Source organism: Ensifer adhaerens, from assembly GCF_001270265.1.
Lineage (GTDB): Bacteria > Pseudomonadota > Alphaproteobacteria > Rhizobiales > Rhizobiaceae > Ensifer > Ensifer adhaerens_B.
This window is the reverse complement of sequence record NZ_LGAP01000038.1, coordinates 1-18642: the sequence shown is the minus strand read 5'-3', so window position 1 is coordinate 18642 and position 18642 is coordinate 1. Positions and strand designations below refer to the sequence as shown.

13 protein-coding genes and 3 pseudogenes are annotated in these 18642 nt (G+C 56.5%); 14 read left to right on the top strand and 2 right to left on the bottom strand.

From position 1 onward, the window contains the following. Positions 1–12: 12 nt before the first annotated feature. The 11 genes and pseudogenes from AC244_RS31260 (at position 13) to rfbA (ending at position 10922) form a co-directional block, all read left to right on the top strand. Positions 13–537 (top strand): c-type cytochrome, methanol metabolism-related, encoded by a 525-nt coding sequence (locus tag AC244_RS31260; protein WP_063934179.1) that lies wholly within the window; start codon positions 13–15, stop codon positions 535–537. 1 nt (position 538) lies between these two features. After that, positions 539–1402, top strand: coding sequence for a quinoprotein dehydrogenase-associated putative ABC transporter substrate-binding protein (locus tag AC244_RS31255; RefSeq protein WP_053252749.1), 864 nt, complete (start codon positions 539–541; stop codon positions 1400–1402). 144 nt (positions 1403–1546) lie between these two features. Further along, positions 1547–2674 carry an S-(hydroxymethyl)glutathione dehydrogenase/class III alcohol dehydrogenase gene (locus AC244_RS31250; RefSeq protein WP_053252724.1) on the top strand — a complete coding sequence of 376 codons (1128 nt, stop codon included), beginning with the start codon at positions 1547–1549 and terminating at the stop codon, positions 2672–2674. An 82-nt stretch (positions 2675–2756) separates the two neighbouring features. Then, a complete protein-coding gene (gene gfa / locus AC244_RS31245; RefSeq protein ID WP_053252723.1) occupies positions 2757–3332 on the top strand; it encodes an S-(hydroxymethyl)glutathione synthase in 576 nt (191 codons plus the stop codon). Positions 3333–3461: 129 nt separating this feature from the next. Beyond that, positions 3462–4175, top strand: a pseudogene (locus AC244_RS31240) (sulfate/molybdate ABC transporter ATP-binding protein); the annotation flags it as partial. A gap of 126 nt (positions 4176–4301) precedes the next feature. Next, positions 4302–6233 (top strand): glycosyltransferase family 2 protein, encoded by a 1932-nt coding sequence (locus AC244_RS31235; RefSeq protein ID WP_053252722.1) that lies wholly within the window; start codon positions 4302–4304, stop codon positions 6231–6233. Beyond that, on the top strand, positions 6230–7393 hold the full coding sequence (locus AC244_RS31230; RefSeq protein ID WP_152976191.1) for a hypothetical protein: 1164 nt from the start codon (positions 6230–6232) through the stop codon (positions 7391–7393). The genes AC244_RS31235 and AC244_RS31230 overlap by 4 nt, the downstream gene beginning before the upstream one ends. Further along, complete coding sequence (rfbC, locus tag AC244_RS31225; protein WP_053252720.1) at positions 7393–7965, top strand: dTDP-4-dehydrorhamnose 3,5-epimerase; 573 nt, start codon at positions 7393–7395, stop codon at positions 7963–7965. The genes AC244_RS31230 and rfbC overlap by 1 nt, the downstream gene beginning before the upstream one ends. Before the next feature lie 18 nt (positions 7966–7983). Beyond that, on the top strand, positions 7984–9039 hold the full coding sequence (gene rfbB, locus AC244_RS31220; protein ID WP_053252719.1) for a dTDP-glucose 4,6-dehydratase: 1056 nt from the start codon (positions 7984–7986) through the stop codon (positions 9037–9039). After that, on the top strand, positions 9036–9920 hold the full coding sequence (gene rfbD / locus AC244_RS31215; protein ID WP_053252718.1) for a dTDP-4-dehydrorhamnose reductase: 885 nt from the start codon (positions 9036–9038) through the stop codon (positions 9918–9920). Before rfbB ends, rfbD begins: the two co-directional genes overlap by 4 nt. Before the next feature lie 132 nt (positions 9921–10052). Further along, positions 10053–10922 carry a glucose-1-phosphate thymidylyltransferase RfbA gene (rfbA, locus tag AC244_RS31210; RefSeq protein WP_053252717.1) on the top strand — a complete coding sequence of 290 codons (870 nt, stop codon included), beginning with the start codon at positions 10053–10055 and terminating at the stop codon, positions 10920–10922. 463 nt (positions 10923–11385) lie between these two features. Here rfbA and AC244_RS31205 read toward each other — a convergent pair whose 3' ends face one another. After that, entirely contained in the window at positions 11386–11982 is a 597-nt protein-coding gene (locus AC244_RS31205; protein WP_063934178.1) for an NUDIX domain-containing protein, read from the bottom strand. Between the two features lie 413 nt (positions 11983–12395). Between AC244_RS31205 and AC244_RS37755 the strand changes: the two are divergent. The 3 genes and pseudogenes from AC244_RS37755 to AC244_RS31195 form a co-directional block, all read left to right on the top strand. Beyond that, positions 12396–13802: pseudogene (locus AC244_RS37755) on the top strand (phosphomannomutase); the annotation flags it as partial. Positions 13803–13862: 60 nt separating this feature from the next. Then, positions 13863–15308: a mannose-1-phosphate guanylyltransferase/mannose-6-phosphate isomerase gene (locus AC244_RS37750; protein WP_268750795.1), complete on the top strand. Its 1446-nt coding sequence runs from the start codon at positions 13863–13865 to the stop codon at positions 15306–15308. 110 nt (positions 15309–15418) lie between these two features. Then, positions 15419–17716, top strand: a complete 2298-nt coding sequence (locus AC244_RS31195) for a glycosyltransferase (protein ID WP_161807925.1) — start codon at positions 15419–15421, stop codon at positions 17714–17716. 189 nt (positions 17717–17905) lie between these two features. On the opposite strand, the pseudogene AC244_RS31190 reads toward AC244_RS31195, so the two are convergent. Beyond that, a pseudogene (locus AC244_RS31190) lies at positions 17906–18642 on the bottom strand (transposase); the annotation flags it as partial.

Below are 18642 nucleotides of genomic sequence, written 5' to 3'. Positions count from 1 at the left end.
TGGGGTTAGTTGATGGCTTTTCGTAGCTCAGTTCTAGCGCTAGGCGCCGTGTTCCCGCTGTTTATCCCCGGAAATACCCCGGCGGCAGACGACAAGGAAAAAGCCGCAGCTGTCACAGAAGAAGACGGGAAACACTTCGATGCTGAGGGAAACCCGACGTTCAAGTTCCAAAACGACGGGACGGTCGACTGGTACACGTTCAGCGGTTACCGTCGCTATCACTCGGACTGTCATGTCTGTCACGGCCCCGACGGCGTCGGCTCGAGCTATGCCCCTGCCTTGGCCACGACCATGAAGAACCTGGACTATCCGAATTTCCTCGCGATCGTTGCGGAGGGACGCAAAAGCGTCGTCGGCGGCAAAGAGGTAGTCATGCCGGCGTTCGGCAACAATAAGAATGTCTATTGCTACCTCGACGACATCTACGTTTATCTGCGCGCCCGCGCCGTCGGCGCTGCGCCGCGAGGGCGCCCGCCCAAGAAGGCGGACAAACCCGAAGCGGCGAAGGCCTACGAAGCATCCTGCATGGATGGATGACATGGCACACGGCGCCCATCGGACCTGCAGGGTGGCCCTCATCTCCATGGCCATGGCCACGGTGATCCCTTTGCAGGCGTATTCCCAGAGCGCCGGGCTCGGGGCGGCTGGAGAGTTGGTTGATCCGGATAGGCTGCGGGTCTGCGCCGACCCGTCCAATATACCCTTCTCCGACCAGAGCGGCGAGGGATTCGAGGATAAGCTCGCCAAGATGGTCGCAACCGCGACAGGACGAAGCGCGGTCGCCTATACCTGGTATCCCTCAATCCCTGGCTTTGTGCGCAATACGCTCGGCGCCAATCGCTGCGACATCATCATGGGGTATGCGCAAGGAGACGAACTCGTCCAGAATACCAACGCCTATTATCGCTCATCCTACGTGCTGATTTACAAGAAGGATGGCGATCTTGCCGGCGTGGAAACGCTGACTGATCCGAAGCTTGCCGACAAGAGGATTGGCGTCGTCCAGGGAACGCCACCCACCGCCAACATGGCGGTTGCAAAACTGATGCGGAAGGCGAAGATCTATCCGCTCATAGTCGATACGCGGATAATGCCGTCGATGGCGGAGGTCATGATACGCGACATGCTTGCAGGTGTGATCGACGCCGCCGCGGTCTGGGGGCCTATGGCGGGTTATTACGCCCGCAAGTCCGGGGCTGATCTGGCGATCGTGCCCCTGATTAAGGAGAAGGGCGGTCAGCGCATGATCTATCGGATCACGATGGGTGTGCGGCCGTCCGACCAACAATGGAAACGCACGCTCAACGCCTTCATCAAGGACTACCAGGCGGAAATCAACAAGCTGCTGCTGTCCTACCATGTGCCGCTGCTCGACGAACACGACGAGAGGATCACTCAGTGACGTAGCTCGGGATGACGGGAGACTTGGGATACCGGGTGGTCATCCGCACCCGGCAACTGCCGTGGTTGGGAAAAGGACTGCATCTTGTCGGGGCTTATCCGAACCGGCCCACGACGGAGATAATGTTCAAAGGAGGATGGAGACATGGACGTACGCGCCGCCGTCGCCGTTCAGGCCGGCAAGCCGCTGGAAGTGATGACCGTTCAGCTCGAGGGCCCGAAGGCCGGCGAGGTGCTGATCGAGGTCAAGGCCACTGGCATCTGCCACACCGACGACTTCACGCTTTCGGGTGCGGATCCGGAGGGCCTGTTCCCGTCGATCCTCGGCCATGAGGGCGCCGGCATCGTCGTCGACGTCGCCCCCGGTGTGACCTCGGTGAAGAAGGGCGACCACGTCATTCCGCTCTATACGCCCGAATGCCGCGCCTGCCCGTCCTGCCTGTCGCGCAAGACCAATCTGTGCACGGCGATCCGCGCCACGCAAGGGCAAGGGCTGATGCCGGACGGCACCTCGCGCTTCTCGATCGGCAAGGACAAGATCCACCACTACATGGGCTGCTCCACCTTCGCCAATTACACCGTCCTGCCGGAGATCGCCGTCGCCAAGGTCAATCCCGACGCGCCGTTCGACAAGATCTGCTACATCGGCTGTGGTGTCACCACCGGCATCGGCGCGGTGATCAACACGGCACAAGTCGAGATGGGCGCGACCGCCATCGTCTTCGGCCTCGGCGGCATCGGCCTCAACGTCATCCAGGGGCTTCGCCTGGCCGGTGCCGACATGATCATCGGCGTCGACCTCAACAACGACAAGAAGGCCTGGGGCGAGAAGTTCGGCATGACCCACTTCGTCAACCCCAAGGAGGTCGGCGACGACATCGTGGCCCATCTCGTCAACATGACGAAGCGTGGCGCCGACCAGTTCGGCGGCGCCGACTATACCTTCGACTGCACCGGCAATACCAAAGTGATGCGCCAGGCACTCGAAGCCTCGCATCGCGGCTGGGGCAAGTCGGTGATCATCGGCGTTGCCGGTGCCGGCCAGGAGATCGCAACGCGGCCGTTCCAGTTGGTCACCGGCCGCACCTGGATGGGCACCGCCTTCGGCGGCGCCCGCGGCCGCACCGACGTGCCGAAGATCGTCGACTGGTACATGGAGGGCAAGATCGAGATCGATCCGATGATCACCCACACCTTGGCCCTCGAAGACATCAACAAGGGCTTCGAGCTGATGCATTCCGGCGAAAGCATTCGCAGCGTCGTGATCTACTGAGCGTATCCGCCGGGCGCTCGAACCAAGCCGAAGTGCCAAGTCCGAGACGGGTTTGGCATCGGCACAACAGGGAGGACACGTAATGGATAGTTCAATTCGCATTCATCCGGCGGTCGATAGCGGTATCAAACCGGCCAGTCCGGACTTTACCGGAGGAACGCTTGTTTGTGCCTGCACAGACCGGCCGGTAAAGGTGAGGATCGAGGGACAGATTGCCCACAACCACGCTTGCGGCTGCACCAAATGCTGGAAACCCAGTGGCACCAATTTCTCCATTGTCGCGGTTGTTCCGCATGACAAGGTGACCGTGCTCGAGAATGGCGACAAGCTGCAAGTGGTCGATCCGTCCGCGCTGATCCAGCGGAACGCCTGCAAGGAATGCGGCGTTCATATGTATGGGCCGGTGGTGCGAGAACATGCCTTCCAAGGGCTGGACTTCGTTCACCCCGAGCGCTTCCAGGAAACGGGCTGGGCTCCGCCCGGCTTTGCAGCCTTCGTCTCCTCCATAATCGAGTCGGGCGTTGATCCCAGCCGCATGGATGGCATCCGGGCCCGCTTGAGGGAGCTTGGGCTCGAACCCTATGATTGCTTGTCGCCGGCCTTGATGGACGCTGTTGCCACCTGGGTTGCGAAGAAGTCGGGCGCGCTTCCCAATTGATCGCAGGCGGAGTCGAGGCAGCCCTGTCGGCGTGTTCGTCAAGGCGCTGACAGGGTGTTTGTGCCGGCCCGTGCTCAAACACTAATTTAATGTAATTCTTGCGCGCTATTTAATGTCCGCTGTGGGGTCAAGACCAAGCGCAGCAAGCCCGAGATTGGCACTCGCGTTGCCGAGTTCCTGCGGTTGGTAGGGCTTGAAGGTCTTGGCGACCGCTTCCGCGGCCAGATTTCTGGCGGTCAGCGTCAGCGTGTGGCCCTTGCGCGCGCTCTTTCCGTCGATCCGAAGGTGTTGCTTCTCGACGAACCTTTCGGAGCGCTTGATGCCAATGTCCGCCGGGATCTACGCCGCTGGCTTCGCGAGATCCACGATGAGCTCGGCATTACGACTTTGTTCGTGACGCACGATCAGGAGGAGGCGCTCGATCTGGCCGACCGTGTTGTTATCCTCGATCAGGGTAGGATCGTGCAGGAGGGAACGCCTGCAGAAGTTTGTCGCGCGCCGAATTCGGCATTCGTGATGCGGTTTTTGGGAGATGCAAACCGCATTGCTGCGACCGTTCGGGACGGGCGAGCCTATATTGGAGAGACCGTGATCGACGCGCCGTCGTCGAGCGATGGCCCGATCGACATGTATTTGCGGCCGGGCGACGTTGATTGGTGCCCCGAGGGGGATGGCATACCCGCAACGATCGTTCGCGTTCTCGATCGACCCGGCGGCAGACGGGTTCTCGCCAATGTAGAAGGCGGTACGGCACTGGAGTTCGTTGTGCCACCCGAGACGGATGTGCGGTCGGGGCAGCATGGAAGACTGCAGAACAAGCGGTCACGCCTTTACCCGGCCTGAAACGACATTGGATGCATGGATATTCGGTTTGCGCAGATAACCGGAATTATGAGTTAAATTTCATTCCAAGCTCTGGCATAAGCGGCATACCGACTCCGGTTTCGCTGAATTGCAAGATAGAGAACGATGGCTGAAGCTTCACAGGTCGAATTCAAGGTGCCGCTCAAGGCTGCGCCCGGAGCTTATGCCGACCGTCCTGTCGTTCTAACGGTTAAGGATCCAGGGCACCGTTTGGGTCTGCGCCCGCGCTTGGCGTTGCATCGAAAGGGCCGCGTACCAGCTACGGTTTTCCGCTCTTTCCTGGTGAATAGCAAAGGCCGCGGACGGTTTTATGGATGGCTGCCGGTGCAATTCGAAGGCGCAACGCTTGTCGCCGATGACGCAACAGCGGAAATATCCACCGACGTTACTCCGGAAATAAACGTGCGGCGGCTGTCTCTGCTCGAAATCGGGACTATCCTCGCTCTGCGACGACCTTTGTTCATTCTTCGTATTCTTCGTCTTCTCATGGCGCGCAACGTGAAAGGCGCCACGTTTCGCTTTGCCAGGCAAGTCGACGCTTTGTCGGCGCCGAGCTATGACGAATGGATCGACGCACAGCAGGCGGCGGAGCGCGCGGAGGTGCCTGACGCTCCGGGAGATTGGCCAACAAAACCTTTCGTCTTCGTTTCCATCGGGCGCGGCACTGAAGAGGCCGTTGCCGAAACACGCGCGTCACTGGCCACGCAGACCTGGCGTGACTACGCCGAGATGCCCGCCAGTGAAGTCGCAGGTATGAATGATGGGAACGCAGCCCGACCGCAACTATGGATACGGATTCCGGCTGGCGCGCGCCTTGCGCCACGTGCTTTGGAGAGGCTTGCGCGCCCCTTCGCTTTCTCGTCTTCGGTGGCTGCGGTTTATAGCGACGAAGATCGTGTCAATAAGCGTGGTCGCCGGATCGACCCGTTCTTCAAGCCGGCCTGGAACCCGCCCCTTGCGCAATCCGGTTGGCTCCCATTGGACGGCGCCCTTGTTCGCTTGGCCGACCTGCCGGAGGGCTTGGACCTCGAGAAGATGCCGTTGGGTGAGGTGATCGCCAAAGCTGCAAAGGGCCGCCGCGGTGCGGTCCTTCATGTGCCGCGGGTGCTCTTGCATAGAGACGCTCCATACCAACGAACGATGAGACCTGTTCAACTTAAAGCGGATGCAGCTGAGGTGCCCAAGGTGAGCGTCATCATCCCGACGCGCGATCGGGCGGATCTGCTTGAGGCGTGCCTGAAGGGGCTTTTTGAAAGCACCGAAGGCGCTGATCTGGATGTCATTGTCATCGACAATGACAGCAGCGATCCCGCAGCTCTGGCCCTTATGGGGCGCTATGAAAAGGCTGGGCGTATCCGCCGGCTGCCGCTCCCAGGGGCGTTCAATTTTTCACGGGCGTGCAATCTTGGTGTCGAAGCATCGCGCCATGAACTCATCCTTCTGCTCAACAACGACGTCGAGCCATTGCGGCGAGATTGGCTTACCAACCTCTCTCGGGAGCTGGATGATCCTGATGTCGGCACCGCGGGGAGCCTCCTGCTTTTCCCCGACGGTTACATTCAGCATGGCGGCGTGACGCTCGGTGCCGGCACCGTTGCTCGGCATAGCTTTCATTTCCTGCACCCGCAATCACGGGAGGACAATGGCCTCTTGCAGGAGTGCAGGGAGGTATCAGTTGTTACTGCGGCGTGCCTGCTAACACGCAAGAGCCTTTGGATGCAAACTGGCGGGATGGATGAAGTCAACTTGACTGTCGCGTTCAACGATGTGGACTATTGCCTCAAAGTGCGACAGGCAGGGTTCAGGATTACCTGGACGCCCGATAGTGCAATGTTGCATCGGGAGTCGGTCTCCCGAGGAGCAGACAACACACCTGAAAAGTTGCGCCGTTTCGCGCGCGAGGAACAGACCGTGTATCAGCGGTGGGGCGATATTTTGCGGAATGATCCGTATCACAACCCGAACCTCTCCCTGATCGCGGAGGATTTTGTTCTCGAGGCCCGCCCGCGCGATCTATCTCCTAGGTCATCACGATGACTGATCACAGAGAACGACTTGCTCTATGGATCGAACAAAAGCTGCCGCGCCCGAAGCTGAGGCCGGGGGCGACTGGTCGTCCACGTGGGCCTGTCAAACGGATCATCGTCTTCGGGCGCATGCCGAACCCGACTTTTGACTATTATTTTGCTGCTCGGCTCGATGCGCCGGGCATGCTCCCGTCTGAGGCCGTCGATATCAGGCACGGCAAACTTGCCGACCTTGCTCCCGAGGGCGCTTTCATCATCATCTGTCGCTATGCGTCACCTGACGTGCTGACTTGGCTGGATACCAATGCTGATCGGCTGTCCGGTGTAGGGCTCTTTGTCGATGATGACATACCGGCAGTGGCGACAGGGCGAGATGCGAGTCTGCGTTATCGCTTCGTTCTGTGTTTTCGGGCGCTTTGGCCGCTGCGCCGTCTCAATCGCCACCTCGATATAGTCTGGGCTTCGACGCCGCATTTGGCTTCGACATTGCAGTTGGAGGAAGTTCAGGTGTTGCCTCCAGCGCCTCCCGAGAGACTGTGGAGGCCGCGATCGAGCAAGTATGGTTCTTTGGAGCCGATATCAGACCGAGTTCTAATCGCTTATCACGCGACAGGCGTTCACCTCGAAGAACATCGTTTTCTGCGTCCGATCATTGAGGAAATCTTAGAGAAACGGCCGGAGGCACGATTTGAGGTGTTCGCAGACGCGCGCGCGGCATCAATATGGGAAGGCATGGAACGAGTCTCAGTCCGACGACCAATACCCTGGAACGACTATGTCGCAGACGCAAACAATCGGACCATCGATGTCATGCTCGTTCCGCTTCACCCGTCGCGCGTGAATGATAGTCGAGCGCCGACGAAGCGGATCGACGTTGCCCGATATAAAGCGGCTGGTGTGTTTTCGGAAGGCGCGGCCTATGGCTACCCCGGTGAGGATGCAGAACTGCGACTTCCTTACAACGCTAGGGCCTGGTGCCAAACTATCGATCAACTCGTCGAAGATCTGGAGATGCGCCGGACAATTGCTGCCGCGACGCGACAGGCTGCCTTGCAAATGACCTTGGCAGCAGATACGGGATTTGAGGCCCTGAAGGCCTGCCAGAACGCCTCGTCAGCCCACCTTGGGTTGACCACTATCTTGAACGATCGCAATGCGGGTCCTTTCTGATGACTTTCAAGGTCTTGTTGCTACGCCCCAAACGATTTGGTGACGATCGAGGCTGGTTCTCGGAAGTTTACAACGAGACGGTTTTCTCCGGCTACGGCGTCACCGACCGCTTCGTTCAGGACAATCACTCGCTTTCAGTTCCGGTGGGCACGCTGAGAGGGCTGCATTTTCAGACGCCGCCTTATGAACAGGCAAAGCTGGTTCGCTGTATCAGGGGCCGGATTTTTGACGTAGCGGTTGATCTTCGTCGCGGTTCCCCCACCTTCGGACGGTGGGTCGGCGCCGAGCTCTCTGCGGAGAATGGTTACCAGCTTTACGTACCCGTCGGTTTCGCTCATGGGTTCGTGACGCTCGAACCTTCGACAGAGGTGACCTACAAAGTGTCCAACCTCTACTCTCCGGAGAATGACGGCGGTATCCTCTGGAGTGATCCTCAAATCGGTGTTGAGTGGCCTCTGCCTCAAGGTAGTGACCCAATCTTGAGCCCCAAGGACCGGCGGCTGCCGCTACTGAGTGATTTCGACAGTCCGTTTGGGTATGACGGCACTCCGCTCGAACTCGTCGAAATTTAAGCTTCGGAAGGAACGCGTATGCGTATTCTTGTCACCGGCGGCGCCGGTTTCATTGGATCGGCTCTGGTTCGGCATCTCATTGAGAACACCGAACATGAGGTGTTGAATTTCGACAAGCTCACTTATGCTGGTACGCTGACGTCATTGTCGTCGGTCGCCTCTTCGCCACGGTACCGTTTCAAGAAGGGGGATATCTGCGATGAGCGGGCGGTGGCTACGGCGGTCAAGGGCTTTCAGCCTGATGTGATTACCCATTTGGCGGCTGAGTCGCACGTGGATAGATCGATTGATGGTCCGGGTGCTTTCATACAGACAAATGTTGTCGGAACTTACACAATGCTAACGGCTGCATTGGATTATTGGCGCACGCTTGAGGGCGGACGACGGGAGCGATTCCGCTTCCATCATATTTCGACAGACGAGGTTTTCGGTTCGCTTGGTGAAACTGGCTATTTCACGGAGACGACGCCGTATGATCCCCGCTCACCCTATTCTGCTTCCAAAGCAGGCTCGGATCATCTTGTTGCCGCTTGGGGACACACATTTAGCCTGCCGGTCCTGATCACCAACTGCTCGAACAATTACGGGCCGTACCACTTTCCGGAAAAACTGATTCCGTTGATTATCGTGAAGGCTCTCGCTGGCGAGGATCTTCCTGTCTATGGAAATGGCGCGAACGTTCGCGACTGGTTGTATGTCGAAGACCACGTTCGTGCTCTGCAACGTGTCTTCGAACAAGGCGTGCCCGGTCAGACTTACAACGTTGGCGGAAATTCAGAACGTCGGAACGTCGATGTCGTGAAGACTGTCTGTGAGATATTGAACCGACTGCGGCCGCGTGTGGATGGCCGTTCGTATTGCGACCAGATCACGTTTGTCGCGGATCGTCCTGGCCACGACCAACGTTATGCGGTCGACGCAGCGAAGATCGAAATCGAGCTTGGTTGGAAGCCGATTGAGACCTTCGAGAGCGGTATCGAAAAGACTGTCTCCTGGTATTTGGGCAATCGCGACTGGTGGGAGGAAATTCTCGACCGGACGAACGCAGCCCACCGACGCGGCCTGAGTAGATGAAAACGCGTCGGATTCTGATCACTGGTGGTGCAGGACAGGTAGGCACGGAACTGCTCGGGTGTACATGGCCTGATGATGTCCAGCTCTTCGCGCCGACCCGCCGCGAACTCGACCTGAGCGATTGCGAGAATATTGTCAACTATATCGCAGACGGCGACTTCTGTGGGGTCATCAACTGCGGCGCCTATACGGCGGTGGATCGGGCAGAGACCGACGTCCTAACCGCTTGGAGGATTAATGCTTTGGCTCCCGCAGCAATCGCTGTGGCGACCAGGAAGCACGGCATCCCGGTCGTGCACATCTCGACCGACTATGTGTTCGATGGGCGGAAAAGCGAACCTTACAGCGAAGATGATCCCGTAGCCCCACTCGGGGTCTACGGTGCTTCCAAGGAAGCTGGCGAACAAGCGATTAGGACAGGGAATCCGCGCCACGTAATTGTTCGGACCGCGTGGGTCTTTAGCGCCCAGGGTGCCAATTTTGTGAAGACGATGCTGCGCCTCGGCGGGGAACGGCCGCTAATCAAGGTCGTCAATGATCAATGTGGGTGCCCAACTGCCGCGTTGGATATTGCGTCGGCCGTGGCCGTGATCATCCTTCGCTTGATCGAGGATGGGCATGCGCCTGTTGGTACCTACAATTTTGTCAATGATGGCTCCGCGACCTGGTACGATTTTGCCCGCGAAATATTTGAGCAGCGCAGAGGTGCCGGACACGAGGTCCCAGCATTGGAACCCATCGGCACAAATCAGTATCCGACACCGGCCCGGCGCCCCGCGAACTCTAGACTATCGATTGATAAGTTGAGGCGGGACTTCGCTATAGAGCCGCGCGACTGGACGGCAGCCTTGCGACAAGTCCTTGCGTCTCTACCTGAATGAACCTAGGAACAAGAGGATTTGTCCTGTTGGCGTCAGAAGTCTGACCCTCAATTCGAGATCTAGCGCTTTTTGCCGATGCAAGGCAGTTCATTTTTCCGAACGTCGGAAAACAAATAGGGGAATAGATTTTCCATGAAAGGTATTATTCTCGCTGGCGGTTCCGGAACACGCCTTCACCCGGCGACGTTGGCTATCAACAAGCAGCTTATCCCGGTTTATGATAAGCCCATGATCTATTATCCCCTATCTGTATTAATGCAGGCAGGCATTCGGGATGTACTGATCATTTCATCGCCTGAACACCTTGATAGTTACAGACGCCTTTTTGGGGATGGGGAAGCGCTTGGTCTACGGATGAATTACGCCATCCAACCCAAACCGGAAGGGCTGGCACAGGCGTTCACAATTGGTGAAGAGTTTATTGGATGGGATAATGTCGTACTGGTGCTGGGCGACAATATCTTCTTTGGAGCGGGGTTGGCTGAGTTGCTTGAAAAGGCTTCGGGGCGAGCATCCGGTGCAACAGTGTTTGCCTATGAGGTCGAGGATCCGGAACGTTACGGTGTTGTAGAGTTAGGAGCCGATGGTCAAGCGATCAGCCTCGAAGAAAAGCCGGTTAGTCCGCGGTCTCGCTTCGCTGTAACGGGTCTCTATTTTTATGACAATGCCGTAGTTTCCCACGCTAAGTCTTTACGCCCTTCGGCCCGAGGGGAGTACGAGATCACGGACCTCAACCGCATTTACATGGAAGAAGGAAATCTTTTCGTTGAAAAGATGACGCGTGGTTATGCGTGGCTCGATACAGGTACGCACGACAGCCTTCTGGAGGCTTCTGAATTCGTGCGAGTTATTCAGCATCGACAAGGAACAAACATAGCTTGTATTGAAGAAATTGCTTACTTGAGAGGATTTATTTCTAGGGATGACTTGATTGCCTTCGGCAACAAGTACTCTACGACTTCCTACGGTAGATATCTGTTGAGAGTTGCGGGTGAGGGGTGATGATTGGGGGGCGAATTCTCCCTCATCTCACATTCATCGTTTAGCTCTGTATTTCCCGGCGTTGTTTTCTTGACGATATCCGACCTACTGTGGTCGGCCGGCCACGCTCCGGTGAAGACCTCTTGCGATCGGCGTACACGTACCCGCCTTACCGGCGGGAAGTCGAGACGCTAGAGTGCATTTCTGTGCCATGAGATCATCGGATCTTGGATAATTCACCGAACCGACGCGCGCTGAAGTGTTTCCTGACTTTCGAAGCAGGTGTGGACGTCGCGCTCCCGCCTGTCATCTGTGGTTTCATTTCATGCAAATGAGTGCTGATTGAGAGCGCCGGTCTCATTGGAACTCCATATTTGCGGCCGCGCTCAATGTTATTCGGGCGGCCAACAATGGACTTGGTGCTTGAGCGTTTTTCTTGCGGAAGTCGCGTTGCATAAAATTCCGGTAGTCTCTCGCTTTGGCTTTAGGACTTGGCTGAGTCGGCGGTTGGAGCAACCATGCGTTCCAGCATAAGATGCTGCAAGAGAAGTATTGTCTTCATGTCGATGATCTCGCCTGACAAAATCATCTGAAACGCTGTTTGAAAAGGCAATTCGATCACTTCGATGTCTTCTCCCTCGTCGGGTAGGCCGCCGCCTGGGCGTCTGGCGGAGTCGTCATAGGTTCCGATAAACAGACTAAGCACCTCAGTCACCGACGCCGGCAATCCGTACGCTGATGCGACAAATCGAAGATCATTAACGATGACGCCAGCTTCTTCAAGAGCCTCCTTCCTAGCACAGGTTTCCGGATCATCGCCCTCTAATACCCCTGCGCAAACCTCCAAGAGGAAAGGATTGCTGCCATTTACCATCGCCGGCGGGCGGAACTGACGCACGAGTATAACCATATCACTATCCGGATTGTGCAACAAAACGGCGGCGGCGTTTCCGCGATCGTAGACTTCTCTGGAGATCTCTGCGAGTTCGCCTGATATTTTTGAAAACTGGAATTTGTATTCCGTAAGTGTTCCCCAGGATTTTACTAACAATTCTGATGACAATATTTTTGAGTTTCGCATATTCGTGTTCCAGAAGTGAGAATTTATATTCAAACGTATTTCAGAAGTGATGCTTCACGATCGACGTTGCGTAATGTAATTGGGGTGCAGGCACGACCATAACCGCATGTGGTGCCTCAATCCATGATCCTCAGGCGCCACCGCGTGGCAATGAAGGCCGTCTATGGCCAAGTCAAGTGCTCTCGCTGCAATACGCTTTACAAGCAGCGCGGAGCGCCATGACAGGGTGTAACATGGCTCACCCTGAGAGGTTCGAGCCTAGTTGTAGCGGAGAAGAGGATGCGTCGATGTTATGTTCGATATGAGCAAGCACAAGCCATGTCCACATTGCGCGGCCTTGCGAAAATCCGCGATTTCTCCTAAGCATCCGCTCGATTTTTAGTGTGTCTAGTAGTAGTCATTTGAGGCGAAGAATGAATTTTGGAACCAGTGGCCTAAGGGGCCTTGTTGTCGACCTTCTGGGTTGCACGACGTCGGTGTATGCTCAAGCCTTTGCCCGACACCTTATCGAAATTGGTGCAGCGAAGCTTGGCGACACAGTTCTCGTTGGACGTGATTTCCGTGCCTCAAGTCCTGAGATTGCTGCAACTGCGATGGGTGCACTGAAGCGTTCGGGCCTGAATCCGGTTGATTGCGGTACCTTGCCGACACCGGCTCTGGCGCTTTACGGATTGAAGCTAGGTGCAGCATCGCTGATGGTTACTGGCTCGCACATCCCTGATGATCGCAATGGGATAAAGTTCTATCGACCAGACGGTGAGATCGATAAGCAGGACGAGGTGCGGATTAGCGCGATCGCCGCCGAGATTGATCGAGCTGCGGTAGACCTCACGCCAGTTATTGGACCGGATCGGTCCAAGGAGGCGGAGGCGCTGTTTCTTATCCGCAACAAGCGGCTATTGCCGGATTCTGCGCTGTCTGGTCTCAGGATAGGCGTCTATCAGCATTCGACCGTCGCACGTGACCTCCTCGTTGAGATTCTCGGACACTACGGAGCCGAAGTTGTGACACTTGGGCGCTCCGCACATTTCATTCCGGTCGACACCGAAGCAGTTACAGCCGACACCATTGGCTTGCTTAAAGGGTGGGCGAAACAATACGCGCTTGATGCTATTGTGTCCGCAGATGGCGACGGAGATCGTCCGCTTGTAGCGGACGAAACCGGCGTACCGGTGCGTGGTGATTTGCTCGGCGTGATCGCGGCACAATTTCTCGGAGCGAAAACTGTCGTAACACCAGTCACATCCAATTCCGGTATCGAAGCAACCGGCGACTATGATGTCATACGTACCAAGGTCGGCTCGCCGTTTGTCGTTGCTGGAATGAATGGTGCACTACAAGCCGGGCGGCCCGGAGTAATGGGTTTCGAGGCGAATGGCGGATTGCTAACCGGCTCCGGGTTTACGGTCGAAGGCGAAATCGTCGAAGCCCTCCCGACCCGCGACAGCTTCCTGCCTATTCTAGCCGTTCTTTCACTTTTGGCGACGCGGAAAACCGCGCTATCGAAGTTAGCCAATGGCTTCGGATTGCCGTTTGCCGCTTCAAGCCGCCTCGAGAACTTCGCAGTCGAGGCGAGCGCGGCGCTCATGTCACATCTGCGCGCATCGAACGAGAATCTCGGTAAATTCCTTGCAACGATCTGCGATGTTGCAACGACGAGTGATATCGATGGCTTGAGGATCACACTCAAAGATGCTCGCGTCGCACATTTTCGCCCATCTGGAAATGCGCCAGAGATGCGCTGCTACGTTGAGGCGCAAAGTGAGGAGGCCGCAGCGGCGCTGCTTAATCAAAGTCTTGAACTCGTTCGCCAATGGGCGCGCCGGGTGTCAGGTAATGCTGGCCAAGAGACTGCCACATCAGGAACAGGAACAACACAGGTGACTGAAGAAAAAAGCACGACTGGCAGAATCATTCCCGTGATCATGGCGGGTGGTAAGGGTACTCGACTTTGGCCCTTGTCCCGAGCGAGCGCGCCGAAGCAGTTCATCCAATTCGTTGGCGATAGAACGTTATTTCAGGCAACACTTGCTCGCGTCTCCGACCAAGCGCTGTATGAGCCTCCGCTCGTGATTACCAATGAGGACTTCCGATTCCTCGTGGCAGAACAGGCTAGGGAGCTTGGCATCAAACTCGGCGGGATCTTGCTGGAACCGACTGCTCGCAATACCGCTCCCGCAGTCGCGGTTGCTGCGGCTCTCGTAGCGAAACGCTTCAGTGAAGGCGCGGTAGTTCAGGTATTGGCTTCCGACCACGAGATTGTCGCAGACCAAGGCTATTTCGATGCGATCCGGACAGCACAACAGACTGCACTTGCCGGCAAACTTGTAACTTTCGGTATCAGCCCTTCAGAGCCCGCAACGGGATATGGTTATATCGAGGTCGGCGAGCGCCTTTCAACCGGCGCTTCCGGCGTCAAACGGTTCGTGGAGAAGCCAGCGCTGCCGGATGCGCAGAGGATGCTTAGTGAGGGTGGTTTCGTTTGGAACTCCGGCATCTTCATGTTCAAGGCCAGTCAGATGCTAAACGAGATGTCGACCTTTGCGCCCGATGTAGAGAAGGCTGCCCGCGCCGCACTTTCAAAAGCTACAAGTGACCTCGACTTCATTCGTTTGGATGCTGACGCGTTTGCGGCTAGCCCGGATATCTCAGTAGATTATGCGATCATGGAGAAGACCTCCAACGCCGCAGTAGTGGTCTCCTCGATAACATGGAACGACATGGGTAGCTGGGATGCGGTTTGGAAGCTAGGTGCCCGCGACGAGGCGGGAAACGTCGTCTTGGGCAATGCGACGGTCATCAACACGGAAAATTCCCTCGTTATGTCCAATAACAGCCACTTGGCAGTGCTGGGCCTTGAAGGTGTTGCAGTCATCGCCAGCGAAGACGCCGTTTACGTGGGGCGCCTCGATGACAGCCAACACGTCGGCAAGATCGTCAAGCACCTCGCCGCCACAAAAGCGACCGCAGCATTAACAGAGACGCATCCCACCTCATATCGCCCCTGGGGTGGCTACACGTCAGTATTAAACGGCGACCGCTTTCAGGTGAAGCGGCTCTTCGTAACTCCAGGCAAGAAGCTCTCGCTACAGAAGCATCATCACCGTTCTGAGCATTGGGTCTGTGTGAAGGGCACCGCCGAAGTGACGATCGGTGACGAGGTTAAGGTGGTACGCGAGAATGAGTCTGTCTATATTCCGCAGGGCGAAACCCACCGCCTCGCGAATCCGGGCAAGATCATGTTGGAGATGATTGAGGTGCAGACCGGCTCTTATCTGGGCGAGGATGACATTGTCCGCATCGCCGACGAGTTTGGGCGGGGGTGAGATTCGGGTTCAATCCGAATCCAATGTAGCGATCGAACCTTTCTGCGGATCTTTTGCTACAACAAATTCGCAGGTGCCATGTGGAAAGAATGGCCCCTGCTGAGGATCTCATGTTCATCCACGTAGGAAGTCGGCTATTGCTCAAGCGTTCCAGAATTCGTGGCCACGTCGATAGCATTTCCGACGGGTATATGTTTGGTTGGCTTTTTGACTCCAAACACCCGACGCGTAGCGTCGTCTTCGAATTGTTCATTAATGGCGACTACCGAGGGCAGTGGACCTGTGCATATTTTCGGCCCGACCTACTCGATGGCGGTCTCGGCAACGGCACACACGGATTCAAGTTGCCATTGGCAGGAGCCGCGGCGACCGAGATAGATAGTGTGGAGATGTTTGTGCCTGGTGCGGGCGCCATATGGCTCGCAGCTCGCGGCGGTCATCTGCGTGGACTGAAAGGGGCTGGCGCTACACGCGCGATGCGACGGAAGCGGTTCTGGGACAGATTGGTGCTAAGTGAGGCCGCTGCTTTTCCCACCGATGAAGTGCCGGAAGCCCCTGGGGCAGCCAGCGTCCTGTCTCGGTCTGATGTCTACGGGAACCAACGCCGTGCTCGGGTCCAATCTTGCGATTTCACGGAATTCTTAAGGCGGCTGAAAAACTGGAAGGGTGATGACGACCAATTCTATAGTTGGTACGTCAACGACTACATATATAATCTCGCCCGTGGGTCTATTCCGCTGTCGGACGACGAAAAGATGTTCGTCCGATCGTCGATTGAGAACGCGCGCTCTGAGCTGAGATTTCCGCCACTTTCGAAATGTCTTAAGCTCATCTTCTGGAAGAATTTCTCCGCTATCCGAAAGGCTTATGGGCCATATTGGTGGAGCATGGAGGGAGGCCGCCAACTAAAGCTGGACCAATCGATCCTGCGTCCCGATGAGGCGGGGAAGCTCCGCGAGTTTGTCCAATGTGGATTCGGTCACACATTTCCATTGAACTACTTTATGGTGCTTTTTGCCCTGCGCAATGGTCTGGTTAACCCACTTGCGATGCTTTTCCCGTCCGGCAGACGGCGGGTTTATGAGTGGTGCTACTATTACGCTTTCCAGAATTCCCACGTCCGTAAACATGTTGAAAGCGATTTGGGTGCGCACCTTCAACATGATGCTCGGGCGTTGTCTTGCAGACACAAAGAATTGCATTCTTCGGAAAAGAATAGACATCTGCGGCCGCAGAGCGCAGAGGCCTTTGTAGATGTTCCCACGGAAAATGTTGTTCCAAGTTCTACAGGGAAACCTGAGAAGCGCAGGACCTATCGGCTTCAGTTTATAGGCCCATTCGACAAGCTATTGGGGCTCGGCGAGAGTAGCCGCAGACTGATGGAAGCCGTGCGCGAGGTAGAGGCTGAGTGCCATTTTGTTTGCTATAACGATGGAATTCAAAGTGCCTCCATCGAGGGTAATTACAATTACGATGTTCGTTGCTCTGATATAAACATAATTCACCTAAATTCCGAGCAAATACCGGAGTTTTTCCTGAAGAATGGTGACGTTATCCGGAACTCATACAATATTATATTTCCCTATTGGGAGCTTAATAAAGTCTCCAGTCTTCACTTTTTAGGAATGAGTTTAGTTGATGAAGTCTGGTCGGCCTCAACATTTATTGGTTCGCTTTTCCAGGAGCGTGGCTTTCCCGTCGTCACCATAGGCCTTCCTGCATCTAAACTAGGTGAGGAGTGTGGCAGCGAGCGCCAACGCCCTGATAGGTTCACGTTTCTAACCTCATTCGACGCGTTTTCTTGGCCGCAACGCAAGAATGCTATTGCGGTGGTTGAGGCGTTCTTGGCCGCATTTGATGGTGTCGAAAGTGTGCGATTGATCATCAAGACACAAAATGCAGACCACGTTCATAGCGCGCACCAAAAGCAGGCGTGGCTTGCGTTAAAGCGCCGTTGTTCCGACGACAGCCGCATCGAGATCATTAACGAGACTTATAGTCCGTTGCGCCAAAGGGAGCTATTAAGATCCTGCGACTGTTTGGTTTCTCTACATCGCGCGGAGGGACTAGGCATAGACATCCTTGACGCATTGGCAAGCGGGATTCCGGTGGTGGCGACCGCCTATTCGGGGAATATGGACGTTTGTTCGCCGAAGAATTCCTGGTTGGTGGATTTTGATCTGGTGGCGGTCCGGGAAGATGAATATGTCTTTGTGGAGGACGGCCATTTATGGGCAAATCCTAAAAGTACTTCTGCTATTAGAGCCCTCAGGGGTGTGTTCTATGAGCATGAGGAAAGAAATGACAAGCGAATCGCTGGAATAGCGGATGCACAGCGTTTGAGGTCGCGAGATGCAGTTGCAGAGAGAATTAGCCAGCGGTTGAAGTCCCTTGAGCAAATAGGTTAGCTTAGCTAGTGCCCGTCCATAAACGCCTGTTTTTCTTCGGTTTTGAAAGGTTGTTTGCCGGCTGCCATCGTTTCTTAGGACGCGTGATGGCAGAAGGCCGCGCAGGTTATGGCCGAAGAGCGATCTGGCGGCAATGAGGTCATGGGGTATCGGCCGACGCTCGCCGGGCTTGCTCTGAACGCCACCGGATCAGGAGCGTAAGGTCGGCCTGAGGCGGGCAAGGAGGGCGAGATTGTAAGCGACCACCGAGGACCAGACATAAGCCTTAAAGTGGTCGAGCCCGCGCCAGGTGCAGCGCCCCAAGCCATAAGCGCGCTTCAGACATGAGATGCCGGCCTCGATGCCGGCGCGGAAGTTTCTGAGCTTGCGATAGACCCAACGGCTCTTGACCATGTCTTCGATCTTGAGGCCGCACTTTTTGTGGAAGGCCATGTCGCGGATGCCACAGGCTTTGGCTCCGCTCAAATTATCGCGGCTGGCGTAGCCGCCGTCGGCCGCCGCCTGACGCGGCGCCTGGCCATAAAGGGCGATGTGGCGTTCCAGCATCGGCAGCAAGCGCTCGCTGTCGGCCGGGTTGCCGGTTTCGACGACGAGGTCGAGGACCAGTCCGCTTCTGCCGGTGGTGAGATTGAGTTTGTGGCCGTAGTCGCCGTCGCGGCTGCCTTTGACGATGATGTGGGCATGCGGCTCGAACAGGCTCACCAGCTTGTCGCCAGCCGGTACCGGCCCGCCGGCCAGGACCCGCCGTTCGGTCTGGGCGATGATCCGCTCGATCAGCGGCTTATAGTGGCGGAGCTGGGTCTGCCACAGTTCGCCGGCCGGGCCCGCCGTCAGGGGCAACTGTTCACTCGCCTGCTGGCGATAACTCACGGGGGGGCGGGGGGTTTTGGGGGGGGCGGCGGCTGTGCTTCACCCCGTTCGGGCGG